The organism is Thalassotalea sp. PS06, assembly GCF_007197775.1.
Taxonomy (GTDB): domain Bacteria; phylum Pseudomonadota; class Gammaproteobacteria; order Enterobacterales; family Alteromonadaceae; genus Thalassotalea_A.
This window is the reverse complement of the sequence record NZ_CP041638.1, coordinates 745,045-771,280: the sequence shown is the minus strand read 5'-3', so window position 1 is coordinate 771,280 and position 26,236 is coordinate 745,045. Positions and strand designations below refer to the sequence as shown.

Genomic DNA, 26,236 nt, shown 5'->3' with positions numbered 1-26,236 from the left:
ACTAGCGCTGATGAACGCTTAACTCGGCAATCGCTGAGAAATACTCTCTTTTTGCAGAACTGTCATCGGGTTGGGTACCACCGGGAACCCCAATAATTCGAATCGCCTGACTGGTAACCGGCTTAAACTGAATAATATGGTCGATGACTTTCCCTTGCAGGTATTTGTTGTTGTGAAGGCTAAGCATGGGGGTAATAGCAAGTTGTTCGACATTCTGCCATTGTTGCTGGGCATTTAGATATTGAACTTCAATGCTGGTAAACCAGCCACCATCTTCTTTTACATAGCCAGGATTGAATAATAACACTGACATTTCCTTAGGCTCCGCAAAGCGATATCCGTAGGAATCGGCCGTAGCCGGAGCTCTGTCCTGCGGCTTTGAGTAGAAGGTGTCGCCATTGGTATAGCCATCAATTAAGCCACGCTTACCATCACGAATCAGATTGATTGTCGCCTCTGGTGCATCAAACTCATCATCATTGTGAATAATGGCAACCGCCTCGGGGGCCAGATTTTTACTGTGTACCGACAACAGGTATTGTTGACGATTAATCATCCCAGGGGTTACGCCCTGAATGGTAAATGAATATTCACCCACTTTATCGACACTACCGGTTAAGGCATTACCTTTTAAGGTAAGGCCTTCAGGTAAAGCCCCTTCACCCTCAACGATGGAAAACTTCAGGTAATCCAGAGACTGATGATTAAGAAGTGGATAGAACTCAAATCTATAATCGGTATTGGCTTCGATAAACTGAGCAGGCGCTTTTGGTAATTCCATCGGCGCAATAAAATCCGCATCTTGTTTGATAACATAAACCTCCTTGCCATCAACAAGTTGCTTTTTACCGCCATTGGCGATAATAATTTTCTCCCCCAATAACGCCATGCGTCTGGCCATATCGCGGATACTGGCGTCAGGTAAATCTTCACGGGTGACGTTGATGTACTTATCGTTTAACGGCTGCTGCCAGGTATCTTTACCGAATGGAAATAATAAAGATTCGGGGATAGCATCAAGGCCACCGATGATCCCTAATAATCCAGCCAGAGTTGCCGCCTGATTATCGGCGTCATAACCAAGTGCTGCAGACATATCCATGGTTCGTTGAAAATCCCCTTCCCCATAGAGCAAAGCCAAAATGGCGCAGGCACCATTTAGGGTAGCGTCAATGGGATACCAGGAATTCGGATTGTAATCGAAATTCTTGGCGTAGGTAGCGGCCATTTCCTGACGTGCCTGCTGCCAGTTTTGTGGATATTTTTCATGAAGCGATTGCATATGCGCCACAACTTTCGAAAACTTCGAGTCTCTTGGCAGAGCTTTGACACCTATTTCAATCAAGGTAGGGATATCTGTTTCATAAAAAGCAGCACTATACATAGCCGCGTAGTGCATTGCCGGTTCAACGCCAAAACTATCATTGGTCACTCGTGCCGCCCAATCGGTTTTTTGTACCGCATAATTGACCATACCCGGCGATGTCACCGACCAGATTTCATTAACCAGTTGCGGGTCAATCTGAAACCATTCGCTGTTAAAGTTCCGATGTCCTGTTAATGGTGGCGTATAGCCGGCTCGCATTAATGTCAGGGCCTGGCGATTTGCCGCCCAAACCCGTTGGCGCACCTGATGTTGCCATTCATCGGCAAGTTGGTAGTAATAAGGCGTAGTGCCATACTTTTCCATTGCCAGCAGATACATATATTCAATATCGGTATCATCATCGGAAAACGCGCCATCGACCTCTTTTAAGCGTTCAAGACTGGAATCATAACCATAGGGAAATGCATCCGGGCCCGGCTGCTCAATGTATTTAAATTCGTAAGGTAGCCCATAGAAGTTGCCGACCATTTGCCCTAGCCAGGACGCATAAACTTTTTGATGGTAATCATCCACGGATATGGAAATGGTATCGTGCTTATCTTTAGCGTAGGTAGGGATATAACATGAAAGGGCCAAAACGCAGGTGATCGCACCTGACAACATTCGTGAGCGAATAAACGAGCTATTCATAACAACCACCTAATTTTTTAAATCTGTTTATTTAGTGTTGCCTGAAGACTATCGCATGAGTCACTACCTATCAGGGATACCATTTAGTGTAATTAACAGCATGGGATAAGCCAAGCTTCTAAAATTATGCGCCAAAGACTGTTTAATAAAATCACCAAAAAAGTTGTTAGGGCCAAACAAAAAAACTCATAAAAACAAAAACGTTCACCTCAAAACGGCACAAACACCACAAGCCCAAACCACAAAAGCAATATTTCATCTTAATTAACTTTTAATTTACCTTAATGATAACGCCAACACACAAACCATGATTAATTCTTAAAAAAGCGGCAAAATGGCGATCAGGGTCGGTTCCGCATCACGTGATGAAAACAAGAAAAACCCAAACGAAAACAATATGAAAAAACATCAAAACTTAAGAAAAAATTGGCGGAAAAACCATTTCTAGGCGAGCAGTTTCCCCTAACTGAAGACCACGAAATGGTTAATTTTCAATCAACTTTACATTAACAATTAATGTTGACCTAATGTAAATAACGTATTAGTTTATAAATAACCGCATTTTTTCGACGTACAAGAACTAAAAATGTAAGCGGTTACAAAACAAAAACAACAGGGATTAATTTCCCAGGGGAGAATCAGATGACGAACTTGACGTTCAAGAAGTCTAAGTTAGCAACCACGCTGTCGATAGTGCTGGGTGCAACCACCATGGCCAGTGCCGGTGCTGAAGAGAACACTGCTTCTGTTGAAGAAGAAGTAGAAGTTATTGAAGTTACTGGTATTCGCGGCAGTTTAACGAAATCAATGGATATCAAACGCAGCGCGAAAGGTATCGTTGAGGCCATCAACGCCGAAGACATCGGTAAATTTCCAGATACTAACCTTGCAGAATCCTTACAACGTATCACCGGTGTAGCTATTGACCGTGATAACGGTGAAGGTAGCCGGGTAACGGTTCGTGGTTTTGGCCCTGACCGTAACCTAGTTTTATTAAACGGTCGTCAGATGCCAACTTCTACCGGTGGACGTTCGTTCGATTTTGACAACATCGCATCTGAACTGGTTACTGGTGCAGAGATTTATAAATCCAGCGACGCTACCATCGCAACAGGTGGTATCGGTGCAACCATTAACATCCTTACTCATCGTCCTCTTAACACCCCGGGTCTGAAGGCCACCGTTGGTGTAAAAGCAATGGATGATAGTTCAACCCTAGAAGGTGGTGTTACTCCTGAATTATCAGGCTTGTACTCAAACACTTTCCTGGACGACAAGTTTGGTATTTCAATTTCTGGTAGTTACGCTGAGCGTGAAAGTGGTAGCCAGCAAGCTGAAGTTGGCACCGGCTGGCGTTCATTCCCAGCAAGAATTAACCAGGACTGGTCCGGCGGTAATGCTGACTGGGGTGGGGTTCCTTATGAGAACCAAATCGACCGTCCTGACCCGTCATTAGATGACAGCAATATTTACTCGGTTCCGCAAACAACCGCGTATCGTTTTGAAGAGCAACAACGTACCCGTATTAATGGTCAGTTGGTATTACAATATGAAATCACTGAAGATTTCGTAGCTACCGTTGATTACACCTACATGACTAACGAGATTGATCGTCAGTTTAACGATGTATCGGCCTGGTATCAGTTCTTCCCTTCAGAAAACGTTTGGACCGAAGCTGAACCTGGCGTGTTCTCACCGCTTTATTACTCAGAAGATTATGGTGATGCAATTCAGGATTTCTCAATGGGTGGTAGTGTTTCTGGCGTAAAAGCTGAATCAAACTCCATTGGTCTTAACTTAGCATGGCAAGTTAATGAAAACTTAAGCCTTGAATTTGACTATCACTCTTCTGACGCCGAAGAAACACCAAATAGCCCATATGGTAGCTCAAACGTATTGTCTACTGCAGCATTCATTCGTGAAGCTTCAGCCACAGACTTTACTGGTACCATTCCAACATTAGCGGTACGCGGCTCAGCAGGCTTAACTCCTGCGGATATGCAACTTACCGGTGGTTTCTTCCGAAATGATGACAACCGTTCTGAAATCGATCAGGCGCAATTAAGCGGTACCTACGAGCTAGATGAGTTTGGTAGCATTGATTTTGGTATCAACATGATGACCGCTAACAAGACCAACCTAGCAGTTCAGGTACAGCGTGATGAGTGGGGTGGTGTTGGTAATGCTGGCGATATTCCTGCAGAATTCTTCCCTGAGCAAAGCATTCAGGATAAGTTCGATGACGTAAGTGGCGGTAACTTCGAAAACCACCCTACTATGTCTGCGGATGAGTTTGAAATCGTAGATACCTTCTACATGTGGGACTTCGAATCAGTCTTGCAATATGCCCGTGACAACTATGCGATGATGGTAGACCCTGCCATTGCTGGTGACTGTGGCACTTTGTACTGCCCTTCAACCAATTATGCCCGTGATACCAACCGCTTTGTTGAAGAAGAAATCATGTCTTACTACGTACAGTGGAACTATGACGGTGAAATTGGCGACATGCCATTTGACGTGCATATCGGTCTTCGTTACGAAGAAACGGAAATCTTCGCGGAATCTGCGGTATTGGATTACACGGGTGCGACAGCTAGATGGGTCGGTTCGAATGAAACCGTTTTTGCTCAGCCTGAAGGTAATAGCCAGATATTCCTGAGCCAGAAAGGTGATTACGATCATTTACTTCCGAACTTTAACTTTAACCTTGAAGTAACAGACGACATTATCTTACGTGCTGCTTATAGCGAAACTATCGGTCGTGCCGATTACTCGCAATTACAAGGTGGTACTACTGTTGCCACGCTTTATAGCGCCGCTGGTGCCGACGGTAATTCCGGTAACCCAGATTTACTACCTCTTGAGTCAACCAACTACGATTTATCCGCAGAATGGTACTACGATGAGTCCAGCTATGTTGCTTTGGGCTGGTTCCAGAAAGATGTGAAAAACTGGATTGGACAGGATCGTGGAACTGCTGAGCTATTCGGTATTTACGACCCGCGTAATGGTCCTAAAGTAGACGCAGCCCGTGCTGCCGGTGCAGGTGATGATGCGGCAATTCGTCAATATATCTTCGATAACTTTAGCGACAACCCAGAAGTTTACATGGATGGTGGACAAATCGTCATTGAAGGTGTTCCTGGCGATGATCTGTTAACCTTTAATACTACAACCCCAGGTAACAGTGATTTTGAAAACACCTTCGACGGTTGGGAATTCGCAATTCAGCACGTATTCTGGGATACCGGTTTCGGTGCGTTTGCTAACTTCACCATTGTTGATGCCGGTGATGACTACAACAACCGCATCCTGGTAAACCCTCCTTACGACAACACTGCTGTGGTTGGTGATACTAATGACGGTGTACAAGAAGGTATTTCTGATACTGCTAACTTCGTACTTTTCTATGAAAAATATGGCATTTCAGCACGTTTAGCCTATAACTGGCGTGATGACTACCTAGAGGCTACTGGTAACGGTGCGGGTGCTCACCCGGTATATGTTGAAGAATACGAGCAGTTCGACTTCAACGTAAGCTACACGTTCCAGGATCTTGAAGGTTTGTCTATCTTCGTAGAAGGTATCAACATTACAGAAGAGTACCGTCGTAAGCACGGTCGTTCTGAGTACCAGGTACTTAATGTGTATCAACAAGGAGCGCGTTACAGCATTGGTGCACGCTACGTGTTCTAAACCAGCGTTTACTCCCCGTAGACGTAATAAAAAAGCCGCCTCGTGCGGCTTTTTATTTTGCATTTTCAGCTTGTTAAAAATTGACCAAAAATTAATTCTCAGATATTGAATTTTCCTGTAGATAGATGACAAAAACCCAGATATAGTAAGGGTTGTCGTCACATTTGCACTATCAAAAACAACGTTAAAAAAAGTGCATTGTTGGCTTAAATAAAGATAGAAGTTTTACAACAATTCAAAGCCGAATGAATCAACCCGTTAAAAGAATAATTATCGTTGGCGGCGGTTCCGCAGGATGGCTCAGTGCCGGATTGATTGCCGCTGAACACGAAACCAAAAATTCCAATAGTATTGAAGTAGTACTTATTGAATCAGCCAATATACCAACCGTCGGTGTCGGTGAAGGTACCTGGCCGTCAATGCGTGCCAGTCTGAAAAAAATGGGGATCAGTGAAACCCAGTTTTTAACGGAATGCGACGCCAGTTTCAAGCAAGGCTCAAAGTTCAGTAATTGGCTGCATGGTGATGGTGACAGCTACTATCATCCATTTACGCCACCGGTCGGTTTTTTCGAAACCAATATCGCCCAACACTGGTATCCTCATCGTGACAAAGTATCCTTTGCCGATGCGGTCACGTGCCAGGGACAACTATGCGATAACAACCTGGCACCTAAGCAAATCGCAACACCGGAATATGCGTTCCACGCCAACTATGGTTATCATTTGGATGCTGCAAAATTCAGTAAGCTTTTGCAGCAGCACTGTACCCAAGCGCTTGGTGTTAAACATATTCTTGACGATGTAACCGATATCAATTCCTGCCCTCAGTCTAATGATATCGCCAGTGTATCGACACTAGAACATGGCGATATCGAGGGCGATTTATTCATTGATTGTACCGGTAGCAAATCTTTGTTACTTGGCGGCTATTATGGCGTTGAGTTTATCGATCAATCGGCAGTGTTATTCAATGATTCAGCACTTGCAGTGCATGTACCGTATCAAACGCCTGATGCTGAAATTGCCTCGCACACCCTGTCGACTGCCCAAACGAGTGGCTGGATTTGGGATATAGGCCTACCCTCTCGCCGGGGCGTCGGCCACGTATATGCCAGTGATTACATTAGTGACGAGCAGGCTGAGCAACAATTAAGGGATTATATCCGTGCCGATATTGGCGATCAGGCCGACACCCTTGATATTCGCAAAATATCAATAAAACCAGGACACCGTAAAACCTTCTGGCATCAAAACTGTGTCGCCGTTGGCATGTCTGCAGGTTTCATAGAACCCCTTGAAGCATCCGCGCTGGCGCTTATCGAACAATCGGCAAAAATGATAGCCGAACAGCTTCCGGCGAACCGTCAGATCATGGATATTACCGCGAAACGGTTTAACCAACGCTTCAGCCATCACTGGCAACGCATAATCGAATTTTTGAAATTACATTACGTACTATCAAAACGCAGCGAGCCATATTGGCAAGATAACCGTGCCCAACATTCGATTCCTGAACCACTTCAGGAATTGTTGACCCTATGGCAATACCAAACGCCATTCACGTTCGACAGTTCACGCACAGAAGAATTATTTCCAGCAGCAAGCTTTCAGTATGTCCTCTATGGGATGGGGTTTGATACTGATTTGAGCTGGTTACAAAAACGCCATGTTCCGATGCAATCGGTGCAGCAGTACTTTAATGAAAACAACAAGAAAACGCAGCATTTACTGCGAACATTACCGAGCAATCGGGAATTACTAAACAAGATTAGACAATTCGGATTGAACAAAGTGTAGCGCTCACTGCCTACCGTATTGTCAATAAAACCGAAAAGGGAGAACACCATGGCTAAACACGTCATCGTCAATAACGAAGAACATAAAGACATAAAGATCATTACCAAACGCAGTGCAGAGCTTGGCGATAACATTTGGTACGCGCAAACCTTTCCACAGGAGTTTCGTGCGGTACAGGCCCACTATCCAATCTTTTTCAGCAAGAATCCGGAAACTGGTCAGTTCCTACCGGTTGCCCTATTCGGCTTTAAACATCAGGAAAACCTGTTTTTAGACGACCAGGGCTGGCACGCCAGTTACATTCCGGCGGCGGTAATGCGCCAGCCTTTCTTAATTGCTCAGCAAACTATCACTGAAAATGGTGAAGAAAAACAACAGCGTATGCTAAGCATGGATATGGATAATCCACGCGTCAGCACCGAAGAAGGTGAACCTCTGTTCTTGCCTTATGGTGGCAACAGTGAATTTTTGGATAAAGTTGCCAACATGTTAGAAGCCCTGCACTTTGGGGTCAGTGACGGTACCCAGTTTTGTCAGGCATTATCTGACATGGAATTGTTAGAGCCTTTCACCCTGGATGTGCAGTTACAGACCGGTGAAAAGCATCAAATGATTGGTTTTTACACCATTAATGAAGACAAGCTGGCAGCCCTTAGCAACGAACAACTTGAACGTTTACACAAGGACAATTATTTACAAGCGATATATATGGCATTGGCTTCGCAAAGCAATGTTCGTACCTTGTTAAACAAGAAAAATACCTTAGAAGCGGCGGCACAACCGGCTTAAAGAGCAAATACTATGTTGGATATCAACTCGCAAGTAAAAGAAATTGAAGGTATCACCCTGGATGATATCCCAGAGGCAGTGTTTGCTTCTGAGCAACCTTTAATTTTAAAAGGCGCCGCTCGCCACTGGCCTTTAGTCGAGGCGGGAATGCAGTCAGCGGCCGATGCTTGCGATTATCTGCGAACACTTTACACCGGCAATCCGGTGATTGCCTGTTATGGTGATCCTGAGATTAACGGTCGGGTGTTTTACAACGATACCTTTGACGGTTTTAATTATCGCGCCTCGAAAATCGATTTAAATCCGGTACTCGACAAACTGTTAAGCCATGCGGATGAATCTGAATCGCCCACTATGTATGTGGGCTCAACGGAAGTAACCCGCTTTCTGCCTGGGTTTAAAGAAGCGCACAGTATCGATTTAGAAGGTCATCAGGCACTAACCAGTATCTGGATTGGTAATCAAAGTCGAATCGCCGCGCATTTTGATTTTCCACATAATATTGCCGTATCGGCTGTCGGCAGACGCCGCTTTACCCTATTCCCACCGGATCAAATTCATAATTTGTACGTGGGGCCAATGGACTTTGCTCCGGGTGGCCAGGATATTTCTCTGGTCGATTTCGCAGCGCCGGATCTACAAAAATATCCAAAGTTTGCCGATGCCATTGAAGCCGCGCAGGTGGCCGAACTTGATGCTGGTGACGCATTATATTTACCGAGCATGTGGTGGCACCATGTGGAAGCCCTTGATCCGATAAATATGTTAGTCACCCATTGGTGGCGAGATAGTCCAGGGTTTATGGGCCGTCCCAACAATGCCTTGTTATTAGCAATTCTTTCGATAAGAAGCTTACCAAAAGCACAGCGAAAAGCCTGGCAGCAACTGTTCAATCACTATATTTTTGAACACGATGAAGTGGGTCCAGAGCATTTCCCAACCGAGAAGCATGAACGGTTAGAATTACCGTTACAGGAATCAACCGCAAGAAGAATCCGTGCAGAATTAATAGAGAAGCTGAAAAGATGACAGATAAAAAAATTCAAAATGTGGTTATTGCAGGTGGTGGCACCGCCGGCTGGATGGCAGCTGCAGCATTAACCAAACTACTTGGCAAAACCATTTCAGTCACTCTTGTGGAGTCCGATGAGATCCCAACCGTTGGCGTTGGCGAAGCCACGATCCCAACCCTGCATATATTCCATCGTATGCTCGGCATCAATGAAGCGGAAGTGATGGCGGCTACCAATGCCACCTTCAAGCTTGGTATCTCCTTTGAAAACTGGCGCGATGTTAACAAGGACTACATCCATTCATTTGGTTTTCTAGGCCAGGATTGCTGGGCCTGCGGTTTCCATCACTTTTGGTTAAAAGGCCTGCAAAAAGGCTTAGTTGGTGACATCGGCGATTATTGTCCAGAGCATCTAGCTTCCAGAGAGGGCAAATTCGCGGTGATGGCAAACCAGGATCTTAATCATGCTTATCACCTGGACGCCGGCCTGTACGCTAAATTCTTGCGCAATATCGCTGAGCAACATGGTTGCCAGCGAGTTGAAGGAAAAATTCAGGACGTGGTTCTCAATTCCGATAATGGTTACATTGAAAAGTTACATCTTGCCAATGGCAAAACCGTAGAAGGTGATTTGTACCTCGACTGTACCGGTTTTCGAGGACTGCTGATCGAGCAGGCCTTGCACAGTGGTTACGACGACTGGAGTCATTATCTGCCCTGTGATAGCGCGATTGCGGTGCAGACCAAATCCACAGAACGTCCGGTTCCATATACCCGCTCTATCGCTCGCGATGCGGGTTGGCAGTGGCGTATCCCGTTACAAAACCGTACCGGTAATGGCTTGGTTTTCTGCAGTAAATACATGAGTGATGAAGAGGCTAAGCAAACCCTGCTTGATAACATTGATGGCGAATTATTGAATGAGCCAAGAGTGATCAAATACAAAACTGGTGCCCGTCGCACTCACTGGAAAAAGAACTGTATTGCTGTGGGTCTCGCATCCGGTTTTATCGAGCCGCTGGAATCAACCGGTATCCACCTTTTCCAGAAAGCCATTGTGCGCCTGATGCAATTGTTCCCTCACCATGGCATTCAGCAGTCAGATGTTGATGAGTACAATGCTCAAACCCGCGAAGAGGCTAACAATATTCGCGATTTCATTATCCTCCATTACCATCTGACCGATCGCCGTGATACTCCATTCTGGCGTTATTGTGCAAACATGGATATTCCAGAGTCTTTGCAACACCGAATGAAGCTATTTAAAGAGTCAGGTCGCAATTTCAAAAAACAAGATGATTTATTTGGTGAGTCATCCTGGGTGCAAGTGATGCTAGGTCAGGGATTGATGCCTGAACAGTATCACCCAATTGTCGACATGATGGGCGATAAGGAACTGGAAGCGTTTCTTAACAAGATAAAAAATGGGGTTCGCAAGAAAGTCGATAGCTGGCCGGATCACAATGATTTTATCCAGCACTATTGTCGGGCAGCAAATACTTAACTGAGCAACAGATACGCGAATCACTGATGGGTAACGATAAATGCAACCGATAGCCGACATCAATGCTGATTTTACGCCAGAGGTGATTCGGGTTGGTAATGAGCAGACCCCGGTGATTATTATCGATGATTTTCTTTCATCATCGACCGTATTGGAGGAGCTTGCTCAGCAAATCAGCTTTGAACCGGATAAATTTTCGTTATACCCCGGGGTTCGGGCGAAAATTCCGCCCGAGTATTATGTACCGCTGTTACAGGCGGTATATCAAGGTATATACAAGGTTTATCAGGTGCCGAGAACGCTCAGATTAAAACCTATGGATGCTTACCTGTCGCTGTTAAGTACTGAGCAGGAAAACCTACAACTTTTGCAGAGAATGCCGCATTTTGATACCGAACGTCCCTTTTATTTCGCGGTATTGATTTACTTAAATAACGGTGTTCATGGCGATACAGGCCTGTTTCGACACAAACCCAGTGGCTTCGAACGTATCCATCAAAACCGTTTCCAGACCTACCAAAACTATCGGCAACAACATTTGCAGCAATTTGGTGAGCCTGAAAGTCAGTACATTACCGCCAGCAATGACCAATACGAGTTATATCAACGCCTCGAATACAAGCCGAATCGGTTAGTGATTTATCCGGGAAATTTATTACATTCTACGATCGTCGATATCGACAGGGATATTGACGCGAATCCACAAACAGGAAGACTCACCTGCAACCTGTTTGTAGAATTCGTCTAAAGATTCAAACCAGAGGTTAACCGCTGAAAAGCAAGTGTTTGGGTAGGGTTAAGATTACGGTTTTGCTACAATTGGCGCTTCCTCTGAAATCGCTTCACAGCCTTTACCCGTTGCTACATCTTTCGAACATTGATAGACGCGAACGTAATCAACGACCATACGAGCTTCTGTTATAGAACTATCAACGCCTTTTTCATTCACATTTTCAGCCCAGCTACCACCGATAGCTACGTTAAGTAATAAATGAAAATCCTGGTTAAAAGGTGCGGTGTCCTCTGCAATCACAACCACACCACTATCATTAGTGTATTGACTGTACCAACCGTCACTGGTTTGCGTTGCATAGTGAATATCATCCATATACCAACGGATTTCACCTTCTTGCCATTCCAAGGCGTAGGTGTGGAAATCTTCCCAGGGTTTTACCCCATTCTGAAGAAAGTCCTGCCCCGAATAAACATTATTTGGCCAGCTTCCACCATAATGCAACGTGCCATGGACACGCGTTTCAATATCGCCAGGTTGCGCCCAGCTAGCATCGCTTGCGGCACCTAAATTGACTGCTTCCATGATATCGATTTCGCCAGATGCTGCCCAGCCACCATAAACATAATCCGTGGGCAACATCCAGATAGCTGGCCACGTTCCCTGTCCGTGTGGCAATTTTGCTCGGATTTCGACTCGTCCATAGCGCCAGTCTTTAAGACCTTTCGAGCGCAAGCGTGCCGAGGTATAGGGTAATGTTTTAGTGATATTGTCATTGTAATCTGGCGAATCATCTTGCTCAGCCGGTCCGGTAAAGGTTTCCTTGCGAGCAATGATATGCAGACTGCCCTGCTCGATAACCGCGTTATCTACTCGATTGGTATAACACTGTTTTTCGTTATTGCCGCCACCCCAGCAGTTTTGTTCAAACTGCCAGTTTTGTGCATTGATTTCAGGACCATCAAATTCGTCCTGCCACAATAACTGCCAATCAGTACTTTTGGTAACGACTTTGGTTGGGAAATCGGGTTGAGATGGTTGAGGAGGTGCAGGTGTCGGTGTAGAAGAGTTATTGTCTGACAAGTCATTTTCACTCCCTCCTCCTCCGCATCCTGACATTGTCAGCATAAATACTACCGTCACTAACAAGCTGTATTGTCGGGCTTGGTGATTAATCATTTGGTATTCCTCTTACTTATGATTAAAGGTTAGGGTATGAAATAGGTTTACCTCATACCCTCGAACATTAAAGGTAAGTAGTTACAGCGATTGTTTTTTACAAAATACTCACCTATAAATTTACCTGCCGACAAACAATTATCGACAGGTAATTTTTGCTGTTTCCCCTTGGTTTGGCACCATTCTAATTTTGGCAAATGACACCACACCGCTACCTTGCGTTGCAATACCAAACGGCACGGTCACCCGGGCGAAATTTAGCCCTTGTTGAGAAAAACACTGCAGATCAACCGTTAATTCTTGCCATTCATGGATAGTAAAGCCTTTTATCGCTGAGGTGATATCTACCTGCTTGTTACAATCACTTTCGTCACAGCGCATTTCCAGGAAGACCGAGTCGCTAAACTCCTGATCCTTGCGCACTAACAAGGTTAACGCAGAATCGTTCTCGGTATAATTACGCAAGTCTTCAACAAAGTTACTGCGCAAAGCAACCGCCGCCGTCTCTTTACCTGCAAAGGTGATGGTACGAGCATCTTCCTGCACATCTTTATCCATGGTTTGTAGCTTTATGCTATCAAGCTCAACAATTGAACTATTTACCCCGGATGTGTTATTCCCTGAAACAAGCGTTAATGCCCAAGGGGCTTTTGCTGCATGTTCAAATAACACCAGAGGTTGATCCGCATCGGCAAATTTTGCAACCGTCTCATCCAAATCATCAGCTAATACATTGTTATCGCCATACTTCAGGCCAAAACCGTAAGGTAGTAACGGATCATAATTTTCATCGTTGCGGTTTACTGTGGTTTGCGTCGCAGATTTCGGCCACGAGAACGACAGCTTACCAACGAAATCGTGCTGAGCATTACCGTCAGCATCGGTTAGCAATACATCGGCAACACCCTGACCTTCACTACCTGGTAACCAGACAGCGACAAAAGCATCGGAGGCATTTAACTCAGCGTTAACCCACATTGGGCGACCGGAAATAAATACAGAAACGACTGGAATACCTTCCGCTTTAAATTTTTGCAGTAATGCCAAATCTTTTTTATTTCCGCGCTGATATTCAAGGTTATCGATATCACCAATACCTTCTGCATATGGCTCTTCACCGAAGACCACAACGGCGACGTCTGGCTTAGCTTTGTAGTTACCATCAGCGGCTAATTCAATTTCACCGCCAGCAGCATTAACCGCTTGTTCAAAACCGCCATAGATTGAAGTGCCGCCAGGGAAGTCTGCGTTGGTATTTCCCGTACCTTGCCAGGTAATAGTCCAGCCACCAGACTGCTTACCAATATTGTCGGCGCCGTCACCAGCTAATAAAATTTTCTTAGTCGGATTAAGCGGCAATAGATTGTCTTTGTTCTTTAACAGAACTAACGATTCTCTTACTGCCTGACGGGCAACGGCTCTGTGCTCAGCGGCGCCGATTAGCTCAAGCTTGCCGGAAACCGGGCGGTTAGCCGGGCTCGGTTTATCGAACAGACCGGCACGAAGTTTAACGCGAAGAATACGAGATACCGCGTCATCGATACGAGACATTGGAATTTCGCCGGATTTCACCTGAGCAATGGTATTCTCATATAACGGCTTCCAGGCATCGGTTGGTACCATAAAGATATCGAGGCCAGCATTGATGGTCTGGCTACAGTTGTCATTAGTACACCCTGGGATCTGACCATGACCATTCCAGTCACCAACTACGAAGCCATCAAAGCCCATTTTGTCTTTTAATACATCTGTTAACAGGTATCTATTACCGTGGTTTTTCTCGCCGTGCCAGCTATTAAACGAAGCCATTACACTTTGCGAGCCGGCACTTAAACCGCCAACATAACCTTGAGCATGAATATCGAATAGCTCTTGTTCTGAGGCAATATTGTTACCCTGGTCATCACCGTCGATGGTTCCACCATCACCCACGAAATGTTTAACGGTTGAAATCACCCGGCTATCGCCCAGAAAATCTTTATCGGCAGCGCCCTGCAAACCACGGACAATGGCCGCTGAATATTCGCGAACAATCTCCGGATCTTCGGAATAACCTTCATAGGTTCGACCCCAGCGATCATCGCGAACAACCGCTACGGTAGGAGCAAATACCCAATCGATACCGGTAACCATAACTTCGGTTGCGGTAATTGCAGCAATCTCTTCAAGCAACTCGGCGTTGTTGGCCGCACCTAAGCCGATATTGTGTGGAAATAAGGTTGCACCAATGACATTGTTGTGACCATGCACCGCATCGGTACCCCACATAGTAGGAATCGCGATACCATCTGCACTGTCATCAACAGATGCCTGATACATATCCTCTGCTAATTTGATCCAATCCGCAGGTGTCGCGTGCTTGTCATTATTTGGAAATGCGCCACCACCATTTAGGAATGAACCGAAGCCATATTTGCGCATATCTTCGACGGTAATATCACGAATTTCCGGTTGGATCATCTGCGCAACTTTCTGCTCCAGGGTCATTTTTGCCAGATACTCAGAGATTTTTTGCTCTATCTCTGGATCCTTTTTCACTGGCAAATCCAGCTCTGGCCAGACGTCGATATTGTGTTCCATGGCCGCAGGTTTTGATTGCGGAACTTGCTGCTCGGCAACGGCTTGTTTATCAGCCTGGTTACAACCGACCATTAAGGTAGACGTGGCGCCAAGTACTAACAAAGAGGCTAGCCGAGATTTATTCTCATGTTTTTTCAATGTAGTCATAATATTTCTCAATTAAACGCTTGCCTGATCAGGCTTTGAACCCTTCAAGCCGTAGTAACAAATATAGGCATAGCAGAAAATCGGTAAAATAAACGATAATTGGATGCCAATAGTATCAGCAAGTACGCCCTGCAGGAGCGGCACAATAGCACCACCAACAATTGCCAGACAAAGAATACCCGAGCCTTGTGCGGTATGAGCACCGAGACCATTTAATGCCAGAGAGAAAATGGTCGGGAACATAATCGAGTTAAATAAACCCACTAATAAAATGGCCCACATTGCTACTTCGCCTGAGCTTATAACCGTAACCACAATCAATACACATGCCATCAACGCATTAAACGCCAGCACTTTACCGGCGGCAATTTTTTGCATCACGCCGGCACCAACAAATCGACCGACCATGGCACCCCCCCAATAATAGGCCAGGTATTTCGCCGCTTCCGCTTCTTCAAGACCAGCAATATTAGCTTAACCAAAAAAGTTAACCATAAAGCTGCCGATCGCCACTTCAGCGCCGACATAAACAAAAATACCTAAAGCACCTAACACTAAGTGTTGATAATTCCATGCACTGCCTGATAAGGGCTCTGAAGTTTCATTCTGTTGCTCTACTTTCGGTAGCTTTAACCAGGCGAAAACCGCTGCAAGAACTAATAAGGTGGCCGCAAGACCTACGTAAGGCATTTGCACAGACGCTGCTTTTTCGGCCGCCGTTGCCATCGAAGAAGCAACGTTATCGAGGATCAGGTAAGCACCAAAATATGGCGCAATAGTGGTACCAAAGGAATTAAACGCCTGGGTTAAGGTAAGGCGTGACGACGCCGTTTCGCTTTTTCCCAGTAAGGTAACGTAAGGGTTGGCTGAAACCTGTAACAGGGTGATGCCCGATGCAAGAATAAACAAAGCTAACAAAAATACCGGATAGCTGTGCATCGACGCTGCGGGATAAAAGGCTAAACAGCCGAGGGCAGCAATAATAAGACCAACCACAATACCTTTTTGATAGCCTATTTTCTTAACCAGTGCGCCACTAGGCAGTGAACAAATGAAATATGCACCAAAGAAACAAAACTGTACCAGCATTGCCTGGGTATAACTTAAATCAAAAACCGCTTTTAAATGCGGTATCAAAATATCGTTAAGACAGGTAATAAAACCCCACATAAAAAACAGTGTGGTTAACGATGTCAGTGCAAAAAGATAATTGCCGCCACTATGAGCCGCTTGCACAGGTGGATTAGCCGTGCTCGTTGAATTCATGTTAATTCCCCAGATGTTTTATTAGCCGCAATTTTGTGATTTTTTGACTGCTTAACTAATTATTTTTTCGGACTATTTACAGCAAAGAGTATTGACCTTTGATAATGAAAGCTCTAATCTTTGTGCAAATGTAAGCGGTTTCATTTATAGCATGATTTTGAATTTACGAGCAATGCTTTTATTATGCAGCAGCAATTTTTGCATTCAACTGGTCAAGTAATGAGCACAGTGATTACTTACTAGCAATGAAACCACAGCGGTAACTGTAGCAAGAGAAAACATGAAACTATCTTTACCTGAAAATTCCAGAATGCTGGAGAAAGATTTTACGTTTGGTGTGGCAACGGCGTCGTTCCAAATTGAAGGCGGCATTGACCATCGCCAACCATGTATTTGGGATACGTTTTGTGCAAAATCTGGCACCATCGCCGACAAATCCGATGGCAGTGTCGCATGCAATCACTTCAACCTCTGGCAACAGGATGTGCAATTAATTGCCGATATGGGCGTTGATGCCTATCGCTTATCCATCGCCTGGGGTCGGGTTTTAAACGAAGATGGCAGCAAGAATTCTGCAGGTGTCGAATTTTACCGCAATTTGCTCCGTGGATTAAAAACCAAAAATATCAAAACCTTCGTAACTCTGTATCACTGGGATCTGCCGCAACACCTGGAAGATAATGGCGGTTGGTTAAACCGCCAGACGGCGTATGCATTCCGAGACTATGCCGACCTTATCAGTCGCGAGCTTGGCGATTTAGTTGATTCCTGGGCAACCCTGAACGAACCATTTTGTAGCTCCTACCTGGGTTACGAAGCGGGAATTCATGCACCAGGCAAGGGCCAACAATCTTATGGGCGAAAATCGGCCCATCACCTGCTGCTAGCCCACGGTCTGGCAATGCAGGTTTTACAGAAAAACTGTCCAGATAGCATGAATGGTATTGTCCTGAATTTCACTCCTGGCTACTCGGTATCTGATAGTGCTGAGGACATGCAGGCAACCGCCTATGCCAATGATTATTTTAACTGGTGGTACAGTCGTCCTATTTTCGAAGGTAAATATCCAGACATCATCGATAGCTTCGATGACAGCATTAAGCCAGATATTGAATCGGGAGATATGGAAATCATTGCGACACCAATCGATTTTCTCGGTGTCAACTTTTATACCCGTGCGGTATACAAAGCCCACCCAACGAGTATTTTTGAAGAAATTCCACCATCGGATGTACCACTAACCGATATGGGCTGGGAGATCTATCCGCAAGCATTTACCCAGTTATTATCGGAATTGCATAGTCGCTATTCATTGCCGCCGATTTACATTACCGAGAATGGCGCCGCCATGCCGGATCAGTTAACTGCAGGTGTCGTAAACGACTTGGGCCGAATCCAGTATTATCAGGATCATATGAATGCCGTGAATGCCGCCATAGATGTAGGGGTAAATGTTCAGGGATATTTTGGCTGGAGCCTGATGGATAACTTTGAGTGGGCCTTAGGCTATACCAAACGCTTTGGTCTGGTTTACGTTGACTACGACACACAACAGCGTTACGTCAAAGAAAGTGGCAAAGCTTATACCAAGTTGATCACCAGCAGAAGCTGATTTGGTATTTGCCAAATTACAAAACTAGCTGATGCTAAACCTTTTTCTGTGTTAACTTAACACTTCATTTTATCTTTAGCCTATTTAAAAACGCATGAGTACCATCTACGAAGTATCAAAGTTAGCCGGAGTATCTTCGGCTACCGTATCCCGGGTAATGAACGACAGTTCCAGAGTCAGCCCGAAAACCCGGGATAAGGTACTCAAAGCGATGGAAGAATTGGGCTTTCGACCGAATTCCATCGCCCAATCACTGGCCTCAAAACGCTCTAACTCAATAGGTGTGGTTATTTCTGAGCTCCAGGGCTCCTATTACGGTATGCTTCTAAACGAAATTGAGATAACCCTGAGAAATGCCAAAAAGCATGTGATGATAGCCGCGGGTCATGCCGATGCTGCTATCGAAGAGGATTCTATTGAATTCCTTCTACAGCGAAATTGTGATGCGTTAATATTGTTTGTTGAGGCGGTCAGTGATCAATATCTGCGTGATCTGAAAAAACGTGGCGTGTTATTTACCCTGATCAATCGCCAGGTGGAAGGTTTGCAAACTCAATGTATTTCTATCGACAATTACCAGGGTGGCTACCTTGCCTGTCAGAAAATGATCGACGCAGGACACACAAGCATTGCCTATATTTCCGGCCCTGATTGGAAACTCGACGCCATGGAGCGTTTGCGTGGCCATCGTCAGGCACTACTTGATAACGGTTTGACCTTTGCCGATGAATTATATTACCTCGGTGATTACAGTGAACAAAGCGGGGAACAAGGGTTAGCCCACATTCATAAATCCGGCGTTGAGTTTACCGGAGTTATTTGCGGTAATGATGAGATGGCAGCGGGTGCGATTGTTACCGCAAGAAGTCTTGGCATTACCATGCCGCAACAACTTTCTATTATCGGTTTCGATGACGCGTATTTTTCAAGATTTATTTATCCGCGTCTGACCACCATCAAAAACCCTATCAAGGAAATCGGTGCGGTTTCTGCCAACCGAGTACTGAATTCGACTTACGGTTTAAAATCAAAGAACCTCGAATACGATAACAAACCTGTGTTAATCGAACGAGATTCACTGACGACCCCGCAAGCCTGATTCAGAACTGATAATTTACTGATTGCGGATTAAACCGAGACGTAATCTTTCGAGCAACAATAACGTAACGGATTTCCGTTGTACTTCCTGAATATGGGCTATGTAAAATTAGCCAGGAAAATTTATCCCGTTCGGCCATACTTTGCTGTCTGTCAAACCACTCCCTCAGGGCCGATTCGCTCAACAACATAATATTAACGATTTGATACCTTCCAGGGCCGAATAACTCATCCTGTAAATACACGGTTTCTGAAGGATTCAGGTAACGTAAGCTTTTCTGGTAGGCGTCGAGATCCAGTGTTAAAGATACACCTCCTGACCAGCGATAAAGGTTGCTCTGATGCATTGGTTCCGGACCGGCAATTGTCGAGTTATCGATATAACCCGATGTAGTGCTGGAGCCATCGGCATGGTTATCATTGTTATTCCCGATAAAAGAGTCGGTATAAAAAAACGCTCTGGCCTCACTTTCGCTCTGTTCATTAACGGCCGTAGCGAACTTTTGAACGGCTAGTTGAGCCACTGTCGAGGAATCGTTGATTAGATGAGAAGGCTGGCTCAGGCGATTCAACACCGTTACCGCTGAAGTTGTATTGGCAACCGCCACCCAATGCGTCAAAATGCCAGTGACAATAAATATATACAATGCCCACCATAAAAAATGGCTGGCAAAGCGGGCGATTACAGGTAATTTCATCATCATTTCTCTTGTCTGAACTTAAGTTCATTTAACAACAGAAATATGTCGTTATTGGGTAGCGATTGCTGATAAATTAACAACAATCATGATCAATTATGACACCCGGAATTGCTAACGCGTCCCTTCAATCAATACCAGTACATAGGCACAAACCAGCGCTGGTAACGACACCAAAACAATGGTCGAAATCGAAAATTCCTTACTGGTAATTGCGTGTGCTAAATCAAACATTGCAGAAAATGGAAAAGATATAAGCAATGCAAAAATAGCAATCAAGGTACATATGGTGAGCACCCAGAACCGCTGTTTAACTCGGCTTTGATAACTGGCTGATGCTCGCTGCAAAAACGCTTGTCTTTGTACAGGCGAATCGGCAACAAAATCACGCTGTAATTGCTGTAATAAGTTGTCAGGTGAAGGATTCATCAAGCCGCTCCTCGTTGTTGACGCAGGGAAAAAGCGATGAGCTTATCTTTACCACGTTTGCCATGGGATTTTACCGTTCCCAGTGGCATATCTAATAATGCGGCAATCTGTGGCTGGGAATAGCCCAAGGTATGATTCAAAGTGATGACGGCCCTTTCTTCACTGTTCAATAATGCCATTAATTGCATAATGTAACGCTCATCAAGGCAAGGGTTATTGCTGTCACCGACTTGCTCTCCTTGTAAAAGCACTTCAAGTTCATCTTCTTCAAGGCATTGCCAGCGTTTTTCCGTTTGCTGAAGTCGCAAAAAGTGTCGATAGGCAATTCGGTATAACCAGGACTTAAATGCATCGAGATTCTGTAACTGACCAAACTGCTGGTAAACACTTATCAAGGTTTCCTGGGCAATGTCATCGGCCATATCGAAATCGCCGGCAGTAAGACGTCGGCAATAACCTTGTAATTGTGTCTGGCACTGGCTGACAACCTGAGCGAACGACTGACTATCACCCTGACGGCGAAATTGCTGCAACCAGTCTTTTAGCATGTCAATGTCACTGCCCTGAAATTACGACCCATAGAGAAATTATGACGCTTGCTGATCGAATTTCCAAACTAACAGGTAACCGGCACCTAAGGCCAATGGGAAAAGGCTCAAGCCAATAATGGTGGTATCAAACCCTTCAAGCATACCGAACAGACCGATTGCCACGGCGAGGCTTACCAATAAGATGCCGCGTTTAAAATCCTTCTGTGGCGCCGCCTGGCTTTGTAATATCTGTTCGATACTTTCTGGCGACAGGTTCTGGCCTTTTTCCATGGCCAGGCGAATGGTTTCTTGTAAAGCCATTTTGTTGCGATAGGCAAAATATAAAAATGAAAATGCGACCGCCGCAAAACTAAAAAATATGATTCCAACAATAATACCGTCTTGCATGTTTTTTTCCCTCAATAAATAAAGTAGTTAATAGTAAGAGAGCGGTAGCGATGAATTTGGATGCAAAAAATTTAAATTAATTAAAAATTTTTTATAAAAGCTAAAGTAAAAAACTCGTTCGATTGGAATCGAACGAGTTTTTCTACCTAATATACAAAGCGTTAATTTAGCTTTTCCCTAACTCTTCATAGAGCAATCCATGTCCGTCGTTTTCCAGACAATTGGCTCCCAGTATTCACCGGTTTTAAGCTTTGAACGGTTCTTACGAACATATTTGGCGCCAAGATAATACTTCTTGTTTGGCTCAATGACGATTTCGAAATCCTTAAAGTTTTTCATATCGCCACGACGTCTGGTGAAATAAGAGTCGCTGATTAATTCAATTAACTTGATCTTGTGAGTGCCCGGGCTCAACTGAAACTGCGCACTTTTATCAGGCACCACAAAGTTATCAATTTTATTAATGTTCACCGGGTAAATATTTTTCGCCTCCGGAGGCTGACGGTACACGGAAATGATACCGCAACTGTTATCAACTACCGGCTCAAGCGTCTGCTCATCGCCCTTTTCAGATGCTTTCGCTGACATCGCTATGCTCGTCATCACCAATGCGGCAGGTAGCCATGCTAAAACGTTCCGTACTTTGTTCTTCATCGTTAAATCCTTGCTAAATAAATGACCTTTCCTATTTAGTTATAATGTACTGAGGAAATTTGACAATCGATTACAGCGGCAAAGTGTAACAGTGTTTTTCAAATAAAATCATTTGGTTACATTTATCTAAATAAACGCTTTTGAGAAGAGAGTACCTTCAATATAAAAAAAGGCGCCCAAAGGCGCCTGACGTAACGTTAACCAATGTTTGAGAGATGTAATTTAGTTTTTTGCTACCTCCGTATTTGTTGAAGTTAATTGCATGACCACGCGGCGGTCAAAGGAGTTGGGGACCACTTTTTCTTCCTCCTTTAATGCGACCTCGCCAATGGCTTCACTATGAATTTGAATTTCACTAACGCCCTGCTCTACCAGCAGTTGTTTTACTGCCGATACGCGGTTTTTCGCCAGCGTCAGATTATTGTCTTTAGTACCTAATGCATCGGTATAGCCGGAGAGGTTGATGGCAATTTCCGGGTTCTGTTTTAATAAGCTGGCCATTGCGACGATTTGCGGATGGTATTGTTCGGCAACCTCGCTCGAACCCTTTGCAAACATCAGGCTCATTAAGAAATTTTCTGCCTGCTCTACCATCACCTGACGATGCTGTAATTGTGCAGCGACTAATTCCTGGCGATGCTCTTGCTCGAGTCTGGCCAGCTTGTCTTGATAGGATAATGTTGTGGTATTCAATGCCAGTTTTGCGGTTTCCAGCTCGTCATCCATCATCATGTTTTTGGCAATCAGGTCACCAACGATAGCGACAATAAATGCCCCAGGAGGACCACCGAAGATTGCACCGATCACAGCACCACTGCTAATGCCGATGGCCTGCTCTTTGGATAGGTCTTGCGAAGGTTCGGTTTCAGTATTTGCCCGTGCCTGCAATGGTTGTGCAACTAAAGCGGCAATAAAGAGACTAAAGGTAAGTGTTTTAAATTGAGTAAGTGTCATGGTAACCCCTATTGTGTGTTTGTAATCACTTTGTTAATCGCTACCGTTAAGTAGGATATGGAGTTATTAAACACTGGGAGTTTGACTTAAAAGCTGTTAAAAAGTGATGGGTGAGCGATTAATTATGACGAATTGTGATTTGTCACCCTGATCTGTGTTTTTCAGATCTATGAACGGTATATTAACCATAAACCAGCGCAACAAAAATAAGACTATGAGTAAGCGAATTGCAATTGTAGAAGATGATGAAGGTATCCGTGAAAACTACGCGGAAGCACTCAGACAACAGGGCTTTAGCGTGCAGACTTATGCCTGCAAAGATTCGGCAATGTCGGCATTCGAGCTCGCCCTTCCGCATTTAGCGATTTTGGATATTGGTCTTCATGATCAATTCGATGGTGGCTTTGAATTGTGTCAGTGGCTACGCAATAAATCGAAAGTCTTACCGATTATCTTTTTAACGGCGCGCGACAGCGACGCCGACCAAATAAGTGGCTTGCGTTTGGGAGCCAATGACTTTGTCAGCAAAACCATGAGCTTTGATAACCTCAGCGCCCGCATCCATGCCACCTTGAATTATTTATCCCGGTTAACGCAACCGCAGCAAGCGGACCAGGAATTTGCTCGTGGCGACCTCAGTGTCAATCTCGACAGATTAACCCTGCACTGGCAAGACCAACTGGTAAAAACTACGATAACCGAATTTTGGATGGTACATGCATTGGCGAAAAATCCAGGACATGTGAAATCCAAACAACAGTTGATGGATGATGCCAAAATCGTCGTCGACGATAATACCGTAACCGCCCATATCAAACGCATCCGTAAAAAGTTTATGGCGGTCGATCCTGCATTTGATTGCATCGATACGGTTTATGGCATGGGCTACCGTTGGCATGACGTGGAGTAAATAAACGACTCATGTGGCGGAAACTGCGATTAAACCTGTGGAGTAAGCTAATGCTGGTAGCCAGTTTATTACTGGCTATCCCGTTTATTGGCTACTACTACATCTGGGATATGGAAACTTTTCTCAGAAAAGGCCAGGAACAAACCTTGATGGGTACCGCAAGAGCGCTGGCCACCGCCTTACATGAACGCCCAAACCTGTTTAACCAACAGGCTTCTTTTAAAAAGCAATTGGAAACCGGTAAGGATTTTCTGCCGGGTAAAATCGCCCGCCCGATTCGCTTAGATGGCGACCTTTCGGACTGGTTCTATGAAACCCGAAGAATTAACAGTTACGATTATCAGCACCAGATTGACAGTGAATATAACGCGGAACAGGTAACCGTGAGCTTTAGTTCGCAAATAGGCCGATACCAAGACTTTGTCTATGCCTATTTTCAGGTAACTGACGATCAGCTTATGTTTCGCCGCAAGAACCAGCTGAGCGTAACCAACAATGATTATCTGGAAATTGCCACCTTAGATCAGAATCAGGTATTGCAGCGTTACGTGGTTAGCAGTTATGAAAACGGCTGGGTAAATGGTTATCGCTTGCCCGCGCCGGGGGAAAATCAGCGTTTTCCACAACCGCAAAGTAATATTCAGGGACACTGGAAAGCGAACGATACCGGCTATGTAATTGAGCTAAGAATTCCGGAAAAACTGCTCGGTGAAAAGGTAGCATTTGCTATTACCGATTACGATGGTCAGCACCTGCCGAAAATCACCATAGGTTCTGCAGATACCAAAAGCAGTGAACAGCTAGGTACTTTCACGGTACCGTCACCGGATATCGAACGCATCATCAAAGGCATGGGCCGCAGTCAATCGAGTATTCTGGTGATTGACCAACACCAGCGCCCTTTAACTCAGCACGGTAATATCCATACCGCCCGCGGTGTTTTTGATTCTAGCCTCTATATCCGCCAGGAGCTTTCCTGGCTGGAAACCATGAAATCCTGGATTATGGCGCCTTTTTACTATTTCATTCTCACCAAACCTAGTAGTGACTTTACCAGCGAGAAATTTGAATTTCGCGAAAATAAACAAGCCCATGTTGACCAGGCACTTGCGGGTAGCCCTGCGAGTATGTGGTGGACCACCAAAGACAATAAAGCAGTAATACTATCGGCCGCCCATCCTATTTATGTAGACAACCAGGTTAAAGGCGCAGTAATTGTCGAAGAGACCACCCATGGTATCCGCGATATTCGCAACAGCGCCATCGAGGGCGTCGTGATCACTTCGTTGATGATCTACATTTCCGTTGCCGCGTTATTGTTTTACGCGTTGCGCATCTCATTGAGAATTCGCCGCCTACGCAATGCCACAGAAGCTGTGGTGGATGAACAAGGCCGGATTATTCAGCCGTTATCGCGCCTGCCTGCCAAAGATGAAATCGGTGACTTATCACGAAGTTTTGCCAATATTCTCAGTCAACTTGGCCAATACAATAACTACTTACAAACCATGTCATCGCGTTTGTCCCACGAGCTGAAAACGCCGGTGGCATTGGTGCGATCATCACTGGAGAATTTAAATCATCATGCCACCAGTGATACCCAACAGCGCTATCTGACCCGCGCCCATCAGGGAATTGAGCGCTTAAATACCATGCTACAAACCATGAGCGAAGCCACACAGCTAGAGCAAGCATTGCAGTCGTGCGAATTAATCACCTTCGATTTAGCCAAATTAGTTCAAGGTTGCAGTTATGGTTATCAGCAAATTTATCCAAACCACGCTTTTACCGTGAATATCCATGAACAGCCGGTGAACATAACCGGTAGTGATGATCATCTGGCGCAGTTGCTCGATAAACTAGTATCTAATGCCGTGGACTTTAGTGCTGCTAACGAGCCCATCGTTATCGACCTGGAGCTTGATAAGAGAATTGCCAGAATCCGCGTCACTAACTTTGGCTCTAGTTTGCCAGAGGATATGAGTCAGAATATTTTTGATGCCATGGTTTCCTTGCGTGGCGTCAACAATGACACCTCACACCTGGGTATCGGCCTGTACATCAGCCGCCTGATTGTCGATCATCACCGAGGCAGCATTAATGCCCATAATCTTGAAGACGGCAGCGGCGTTTGTTTTGTGGTTGAGCTTCCGGTCACAAATTCGCCATAAAATAACCATAAAAGCACCATCAAAACGACACCTCATCTTTCTATGCT

19 protein-coding genes and 1 pseudogene are annotated in these 26,236 nt (G+C 44.9%); 10 read left to right on the top strand and 10 right to left on the bottom strand.

All coding sequences use genetic code 11. The annotated features are described in order from the left end of the window. Window position 1: 1 nt before the first annotated feature. Entirely contained in the window at window positions 2-2,017 is a 2,016-nt protein-coding gene (locus FNC98_RS03330; protein ID WP_143579930.1) for an ADP-ribosylglycohydrolase family protein, read from the bottom strand. Window positions 2,018-2,659: 642 nt separating this feature from the next. Here FNC98_RS03330 and FNC98_RS03325 point away from each other — a divergent pair. The 6 genes from FNC98_RS03325 to FNC98_RS03300 all read left to right on the top strand — a co-directional run bounded on the left by FNC98_RS03325 (window position 2,660) and on the right by FNC98_RS03300 (window position 11,568). Then, entirely contained in the window at window positions 2,660-5,716 is a 3,057-nt protein-coding gene (locus tag FNC98_RS03325; protein ID WP_143579929.1) for a TonB-dependent receptor, read from the top strand. Window positions 5,717-5,961: 245 nt separating this feature from the next. Next, window positions 5,962-7,515, top strand: coding sequence for a tryptophan halogenase family protein (locus tag FNC98_RS03320; protein ID WP_143579928.1), 1,554 nt, complete (start codon window positions 5,962-5,964; stop codon window positions 7,513-7,515). 48 nt (window positions 7,516-7,563) lie between these two features. Further along, window positions 7,564-8,304 (top strand): SapC family protein, encoded by a 741-nt coding sequence (locus tag FNC98_RS03315; RefSeq protein WP_143579927.1) that lies wholly within the window; start codon window positions 7,564-7,566, stop codon window positions 8,302-8,304. A gap of 12 nt (window positions 8,305-8,316) precedes the next feature. After that, entirely contained in the window at window positions 8,317-9,333 is a 1,017-nt protein-coding gene (locus FNC98_RS03310) for a cupin-like domain-containing protein (RefSeq protein WP_143579926.1), read from the top strand. Continuing rightward, entirely contained in the window at window positions 9,330-10,820 is a 1,491-nt protein-coding gene (locus FNC98_RS03305) for a tryptophan halogenase family protein (RefSeq protein ID WP_143579925.1), read from the top strand. The genes FNC98_RS03310 and FNC98_RS03305 overlap by 4 nt, the downstream gene beginning before the upstream one ends. A 40-nt stretch (window positions 10,821-10,860) precedes the next feature. Then, window positions 10,861-11,568, top strand: coding sequence for a DUF6445 family protein (locus FNC98_RS03300; protein WP_143579924.1), 708 nt, complete (start codon window positions 10,861-10,863; stop codon window positions 11,566-11,568). 54 nt (window positions 11,569-11,622) lie between these two features. On the opposite strand, the gene FNC98_RS03295 is transcribed toward FNC98_RS03300, so the two are convergent. The 3 genes and pseudogenes from FNC98_RS03295 to FNC98_RS03285 form a co-directional block, all read right to left on the bottom strand. Continuing rightward, window positions 11,623-12,732 (bottom strand): glycoside hydrolase family 16 protein, encoded by a 1,110-nt coding sequence (locus tag FNC98_RS03295; RefSeq protein ID WP_260680432.1) that lies wholly within the window; start codon window positions 12,730-12,732, stop codon window positions 11,623-11,625. Between the two features lie 138 nt (window positions 12,733-12,870). Further along, window positions 12,871-15,459, bottom strand: coding sequence for a glycoside hydrolase family 3 protein (locus FNC98_RS03290; RefSeq protein ID WP_143579923.1), 2,589 nt, complete (start codon window positions 15,457-15,459; stop codon window positions 12,871-12,873). Between the two features lie 12 nt (window positions 15,460-15,471). Continuing rightward, a pseudogene (locus tag FNC98_RS03285) lies at window positions 15,472-16,725 on the bottom strand (sugar MFS transporter). A gap of 280 nt (window positions 16,726-17,005) precedes the next feature. Here FNC98_RS03285 and FNC98_RS03280 point away from each other — a divergent pair. Next, window positions 17,006-18,337, top strand: coding sequence for a GH1 family beta-glucosidase (locus FNC98_RS03280; RefSeq protein WP_143579922.1), 1,332 nt, complete (start codon window positions 17,006-17,008; stop codon window positions 18,335-18,337). A 94-nt stretch (window positions 18,338-18,431) separates the two neighbouring features. Then, window positions 18,432-19,436, top strand: coding sequence for a LacI family DNA-binding transcriptional regulator (locus FNC98_RS03275; protein ID WP_143579921.1), 1,005 nt, complete (start codon window positions 18,432-18,434; stop codon window positions 19,434-19,436). Window position 19,437: 1 nt separating this feature from the next. Here the strand turns inward: FNC98_RS03275 and FNC98_RS03270 are convergent, their stop codons facing one another. The 6 genes from FNC98_RS03270 to pdsO all read right to left on the bottom strand — a co-directional run bounded on the left by FNC98_RS03270 (window position 19,438) and on the right by pdsO (window position 23,108). Then, on the bottom strand, window positions 19,438-20,136 hold the full coding sequence (locus FNC98_RS03270) for a hypothetical protein (RefSeq protein ID WP_143579920.1): 699 nt from the start codon (window positions 20,134-20,136) through the stop codon (window positions 19,438-19,440). A gap of 111 nt (window positions 20,137-20,247) precedes the next feature. Further along, window positions 20,248-20,562, bottom strand: a complete 315-nt coding sequence (locus tag FNC98_RS03265) for a hypothetical protein (RefSeq protein ID WP_143579919.1) — start codon at window positions 20,560-20,562, stop codon at window positions 20,248-20,250. Beyond that, window positions 20,562-21,110: an RNA polymerase sigma factor gene (locus FNC98_RS03260; RefSeq protein ID WP_143579918.1), complete on the bottom strand. Its 549-nt coding sequence runs from the start codon at window positions 21,108-21,110 to the stop codon at window positions 20,562-20,564. The genes FNC98_RS03265 and FNC98_RS03260 overlap by 1 nt, the downstream gene beginning before the upstream one ends. Window positions 21,111-21,149: 39 nt before the next feature. Next, a complete protein-coding gene (locus FNC98_RS03255) occupies window positions 21,150-21,500 on the bottom strand; it encodes a DUF6249 domain-containing protein (RefSeq protein ID WP_143579917.1) in 351 nt (116 codons plus the stop codon). 177 nt (window positions 21,501-21,677) lie between these two features. Continuing rightward, the gene (locus tag FNC98_RS03250; protein WP_143579916.1) at window positions 21,678-22,154 is read right to left on the bottom strand and encodes a hypothetical protein; all 477 of its coding nucleotides are present in this window, start codon (window positions 22,152-22,154) and stop codon (window positions 21,678-21,680) included. A gap of 222 nt (window positions 22,155-22,376) precedes the next feature. Further along, a complete protein-coding gene (gene pdsO, locus FNC98_RS03245; RefSeq protein ID WP_143579915.1) occupies window positions 22,377-23,108 on the bottom strand; it encodes a sortase-associated OmpA-like protein PdsO in 732 nt (243 codons plus the stop codon). Between the two features lie 214 nt (window positions 23,109-23,322). On the opposite strand from pdsO, the gene pdsR reads away from it, so the two are divergent. Together pdsR and pdsS are read left to right on the top strand one after the other, a co-directional pair. Beyond that, window positions 23,323-24,018, top strand: coding sequence for a proteobacterial dedicated sortase system response regulator (pdsR, locus tag FNC98_RS03240; RefSeq protein WP_143579914.1), 696 nt, complete (start codon window positions 23,323-23,325; stop codon window positions 24,016-24,018). A gap of 50 nt (window positions 24,019-24,068) precedes the next feature. Then, window positions 24,069-26,189 carry a proteobacterial dedicated sortase system histidine kinase gene (pdsS, locus tag FNC98_RS03235; RefSeq protein WP_185968047.1) on the top strand — a complete coding sequence of 707 codons (2,121 nt, stop codon included), beginning with the start codon at window positions 24,069-24,071 and terminating at the stop codon, window positions 26,187-26,189. Window positions 26,190-26,236 lie beyond the last annotated feature (47 nt).

Excerpts from the sequence above, each read along its gene's own strand:
- pdsS (WP_185968047.1), top strand. The coding sequence starts at position 24,069 with ATGCTGGTAGCCAGTTTATTACTGGCTATCCCGTTTATTGGCTACTAC.
- FNC98_RS03290 (WP_143579923.1), bottom strand. The coding sequence starts at position 15,459 with ATGACTACATTGAAAAAACATGAGAATAAATCTCGGCTAGCCTCTTTG.
- FNC98_RS03325 (WP_143579929.1), top strand. The coding sequence starts at position 2,660 with ATGACGAACTTGACGTTCAAGAAGTCTAAGTTAGCAACCACGCTGTCG.
- FNC98_RS03280 (WP_143579922.1), top strand. The coding sequence starts at position 17,006 with ATGAAACTATCTTTACCTGAAAATTCCAGAATGCTGGAGAAAGATTTT.
- FNC98_RS03310 (WP_143579926.1), top strand. The coding sequence starts at position 8,317 with ATGTTGGATATCAACTCGCAAGTAAAAGAAATTGAAGGTATCACCCTG.
- FNC98_RS03315 (WP_143579927.1), top strand. The coding sequence starts at position 7,564 with ATGGCTAAACACGTCATCGTCAATAACGAAGAACATAAAGACATAAAG.
- FNC98_RS03250 (WP_143579916.1), bottom strand. The coding sequence starts at position 22,154 with ATGAAGAACAAAGTACGGAACGTTTTAGCATGGCTACCTGCCGCATTG.
- pdsR (WP_143579914.1), top strand. The coding sequence starts at position 23,323 with ATGAGTAAGCGAATTGCAATTGTAGAAGATGATGAAGGTATCCGTGAA.
- FNC98_RS03320 (WP_143579928.1), top strand. The coding sequence starts at position 5,962 with ATGAATCAACCCGTTAAAAGAATAATTATCGTTGGCGGCGGTTCCGCA.
- pdsO (WP_143579915.1), bottom strand. The coding sequence starts at position 23,108 with ATGACACTTACTCAATTTAAAACACTTACCTTTAGTCTCTTTATTGCC.
- FNC98_RS03260 (WP_143579918.1), bottom strand. The coding sequence starts at position 21,110 with ATGCTAAAAGACTGGTTGCAGCAATTTCGCCGTCAGGGTGATAGTCAG.
- FNC98_RS03295 (WP_260680432.1), bottom strand. The coding sequence starts at position 12,732 with ATGATTAATCACCAAGCCCGACAATACAGCTTGTTAGTGACGGTAGTA.
- FNC98_RS03270 (WP_143579920.1), bottom strand. The coding sequence starts at position 20,136 with ATGATGAAATTACCTGTAATCGCCCGCTTTGCCAGCCATTTTTTATGG.
- FNC98_RS03300 (WP_143579924.1), top strand. The coding sequence starts at position 10,861 with ATGCAACCGATAGCCGACATCAATGCTGATTTTACGCCAGAGGTGATT.
- FNC98_RS03305 (WP_143579925.1), top strand. The coding sequence starts at position 9,330 with ATGACAGATAAAAAAATTCAAAATGTGGTTATTGCAGGTGGTGGCACC.
- FNC98_RS03265 (WP_143579919.1), bottom strand. The coding sequence starts at position 20,562 with ATGAATCCTTCACCTGACAACTTATTACAGCAATTACAGCGTGATTTT.
- FNC98_RS03255 (WP_143579917.1), bottom strand. The coding sequence starts at position 21,500 with ATGCAAGACGGTATTATTGTTGGAATCATATTTTTTAGTTTTGCGGCG.
- FNC98_RS03330 (WP_143579930.1), bottom strand. The coding sequence starts at position 2,017 with ATGAATAGCTCGTTTATTCGCTCACGAATGTTGTCAGGTGCGATCACC.
- FNC98_RS03275 (WP_143579921.1), top strand. The coding sequence starts at position 18,432 with ATGAGTACCATCTACGAAGTATCAAAGTTAGCCGGAGTATCTTCGGCT.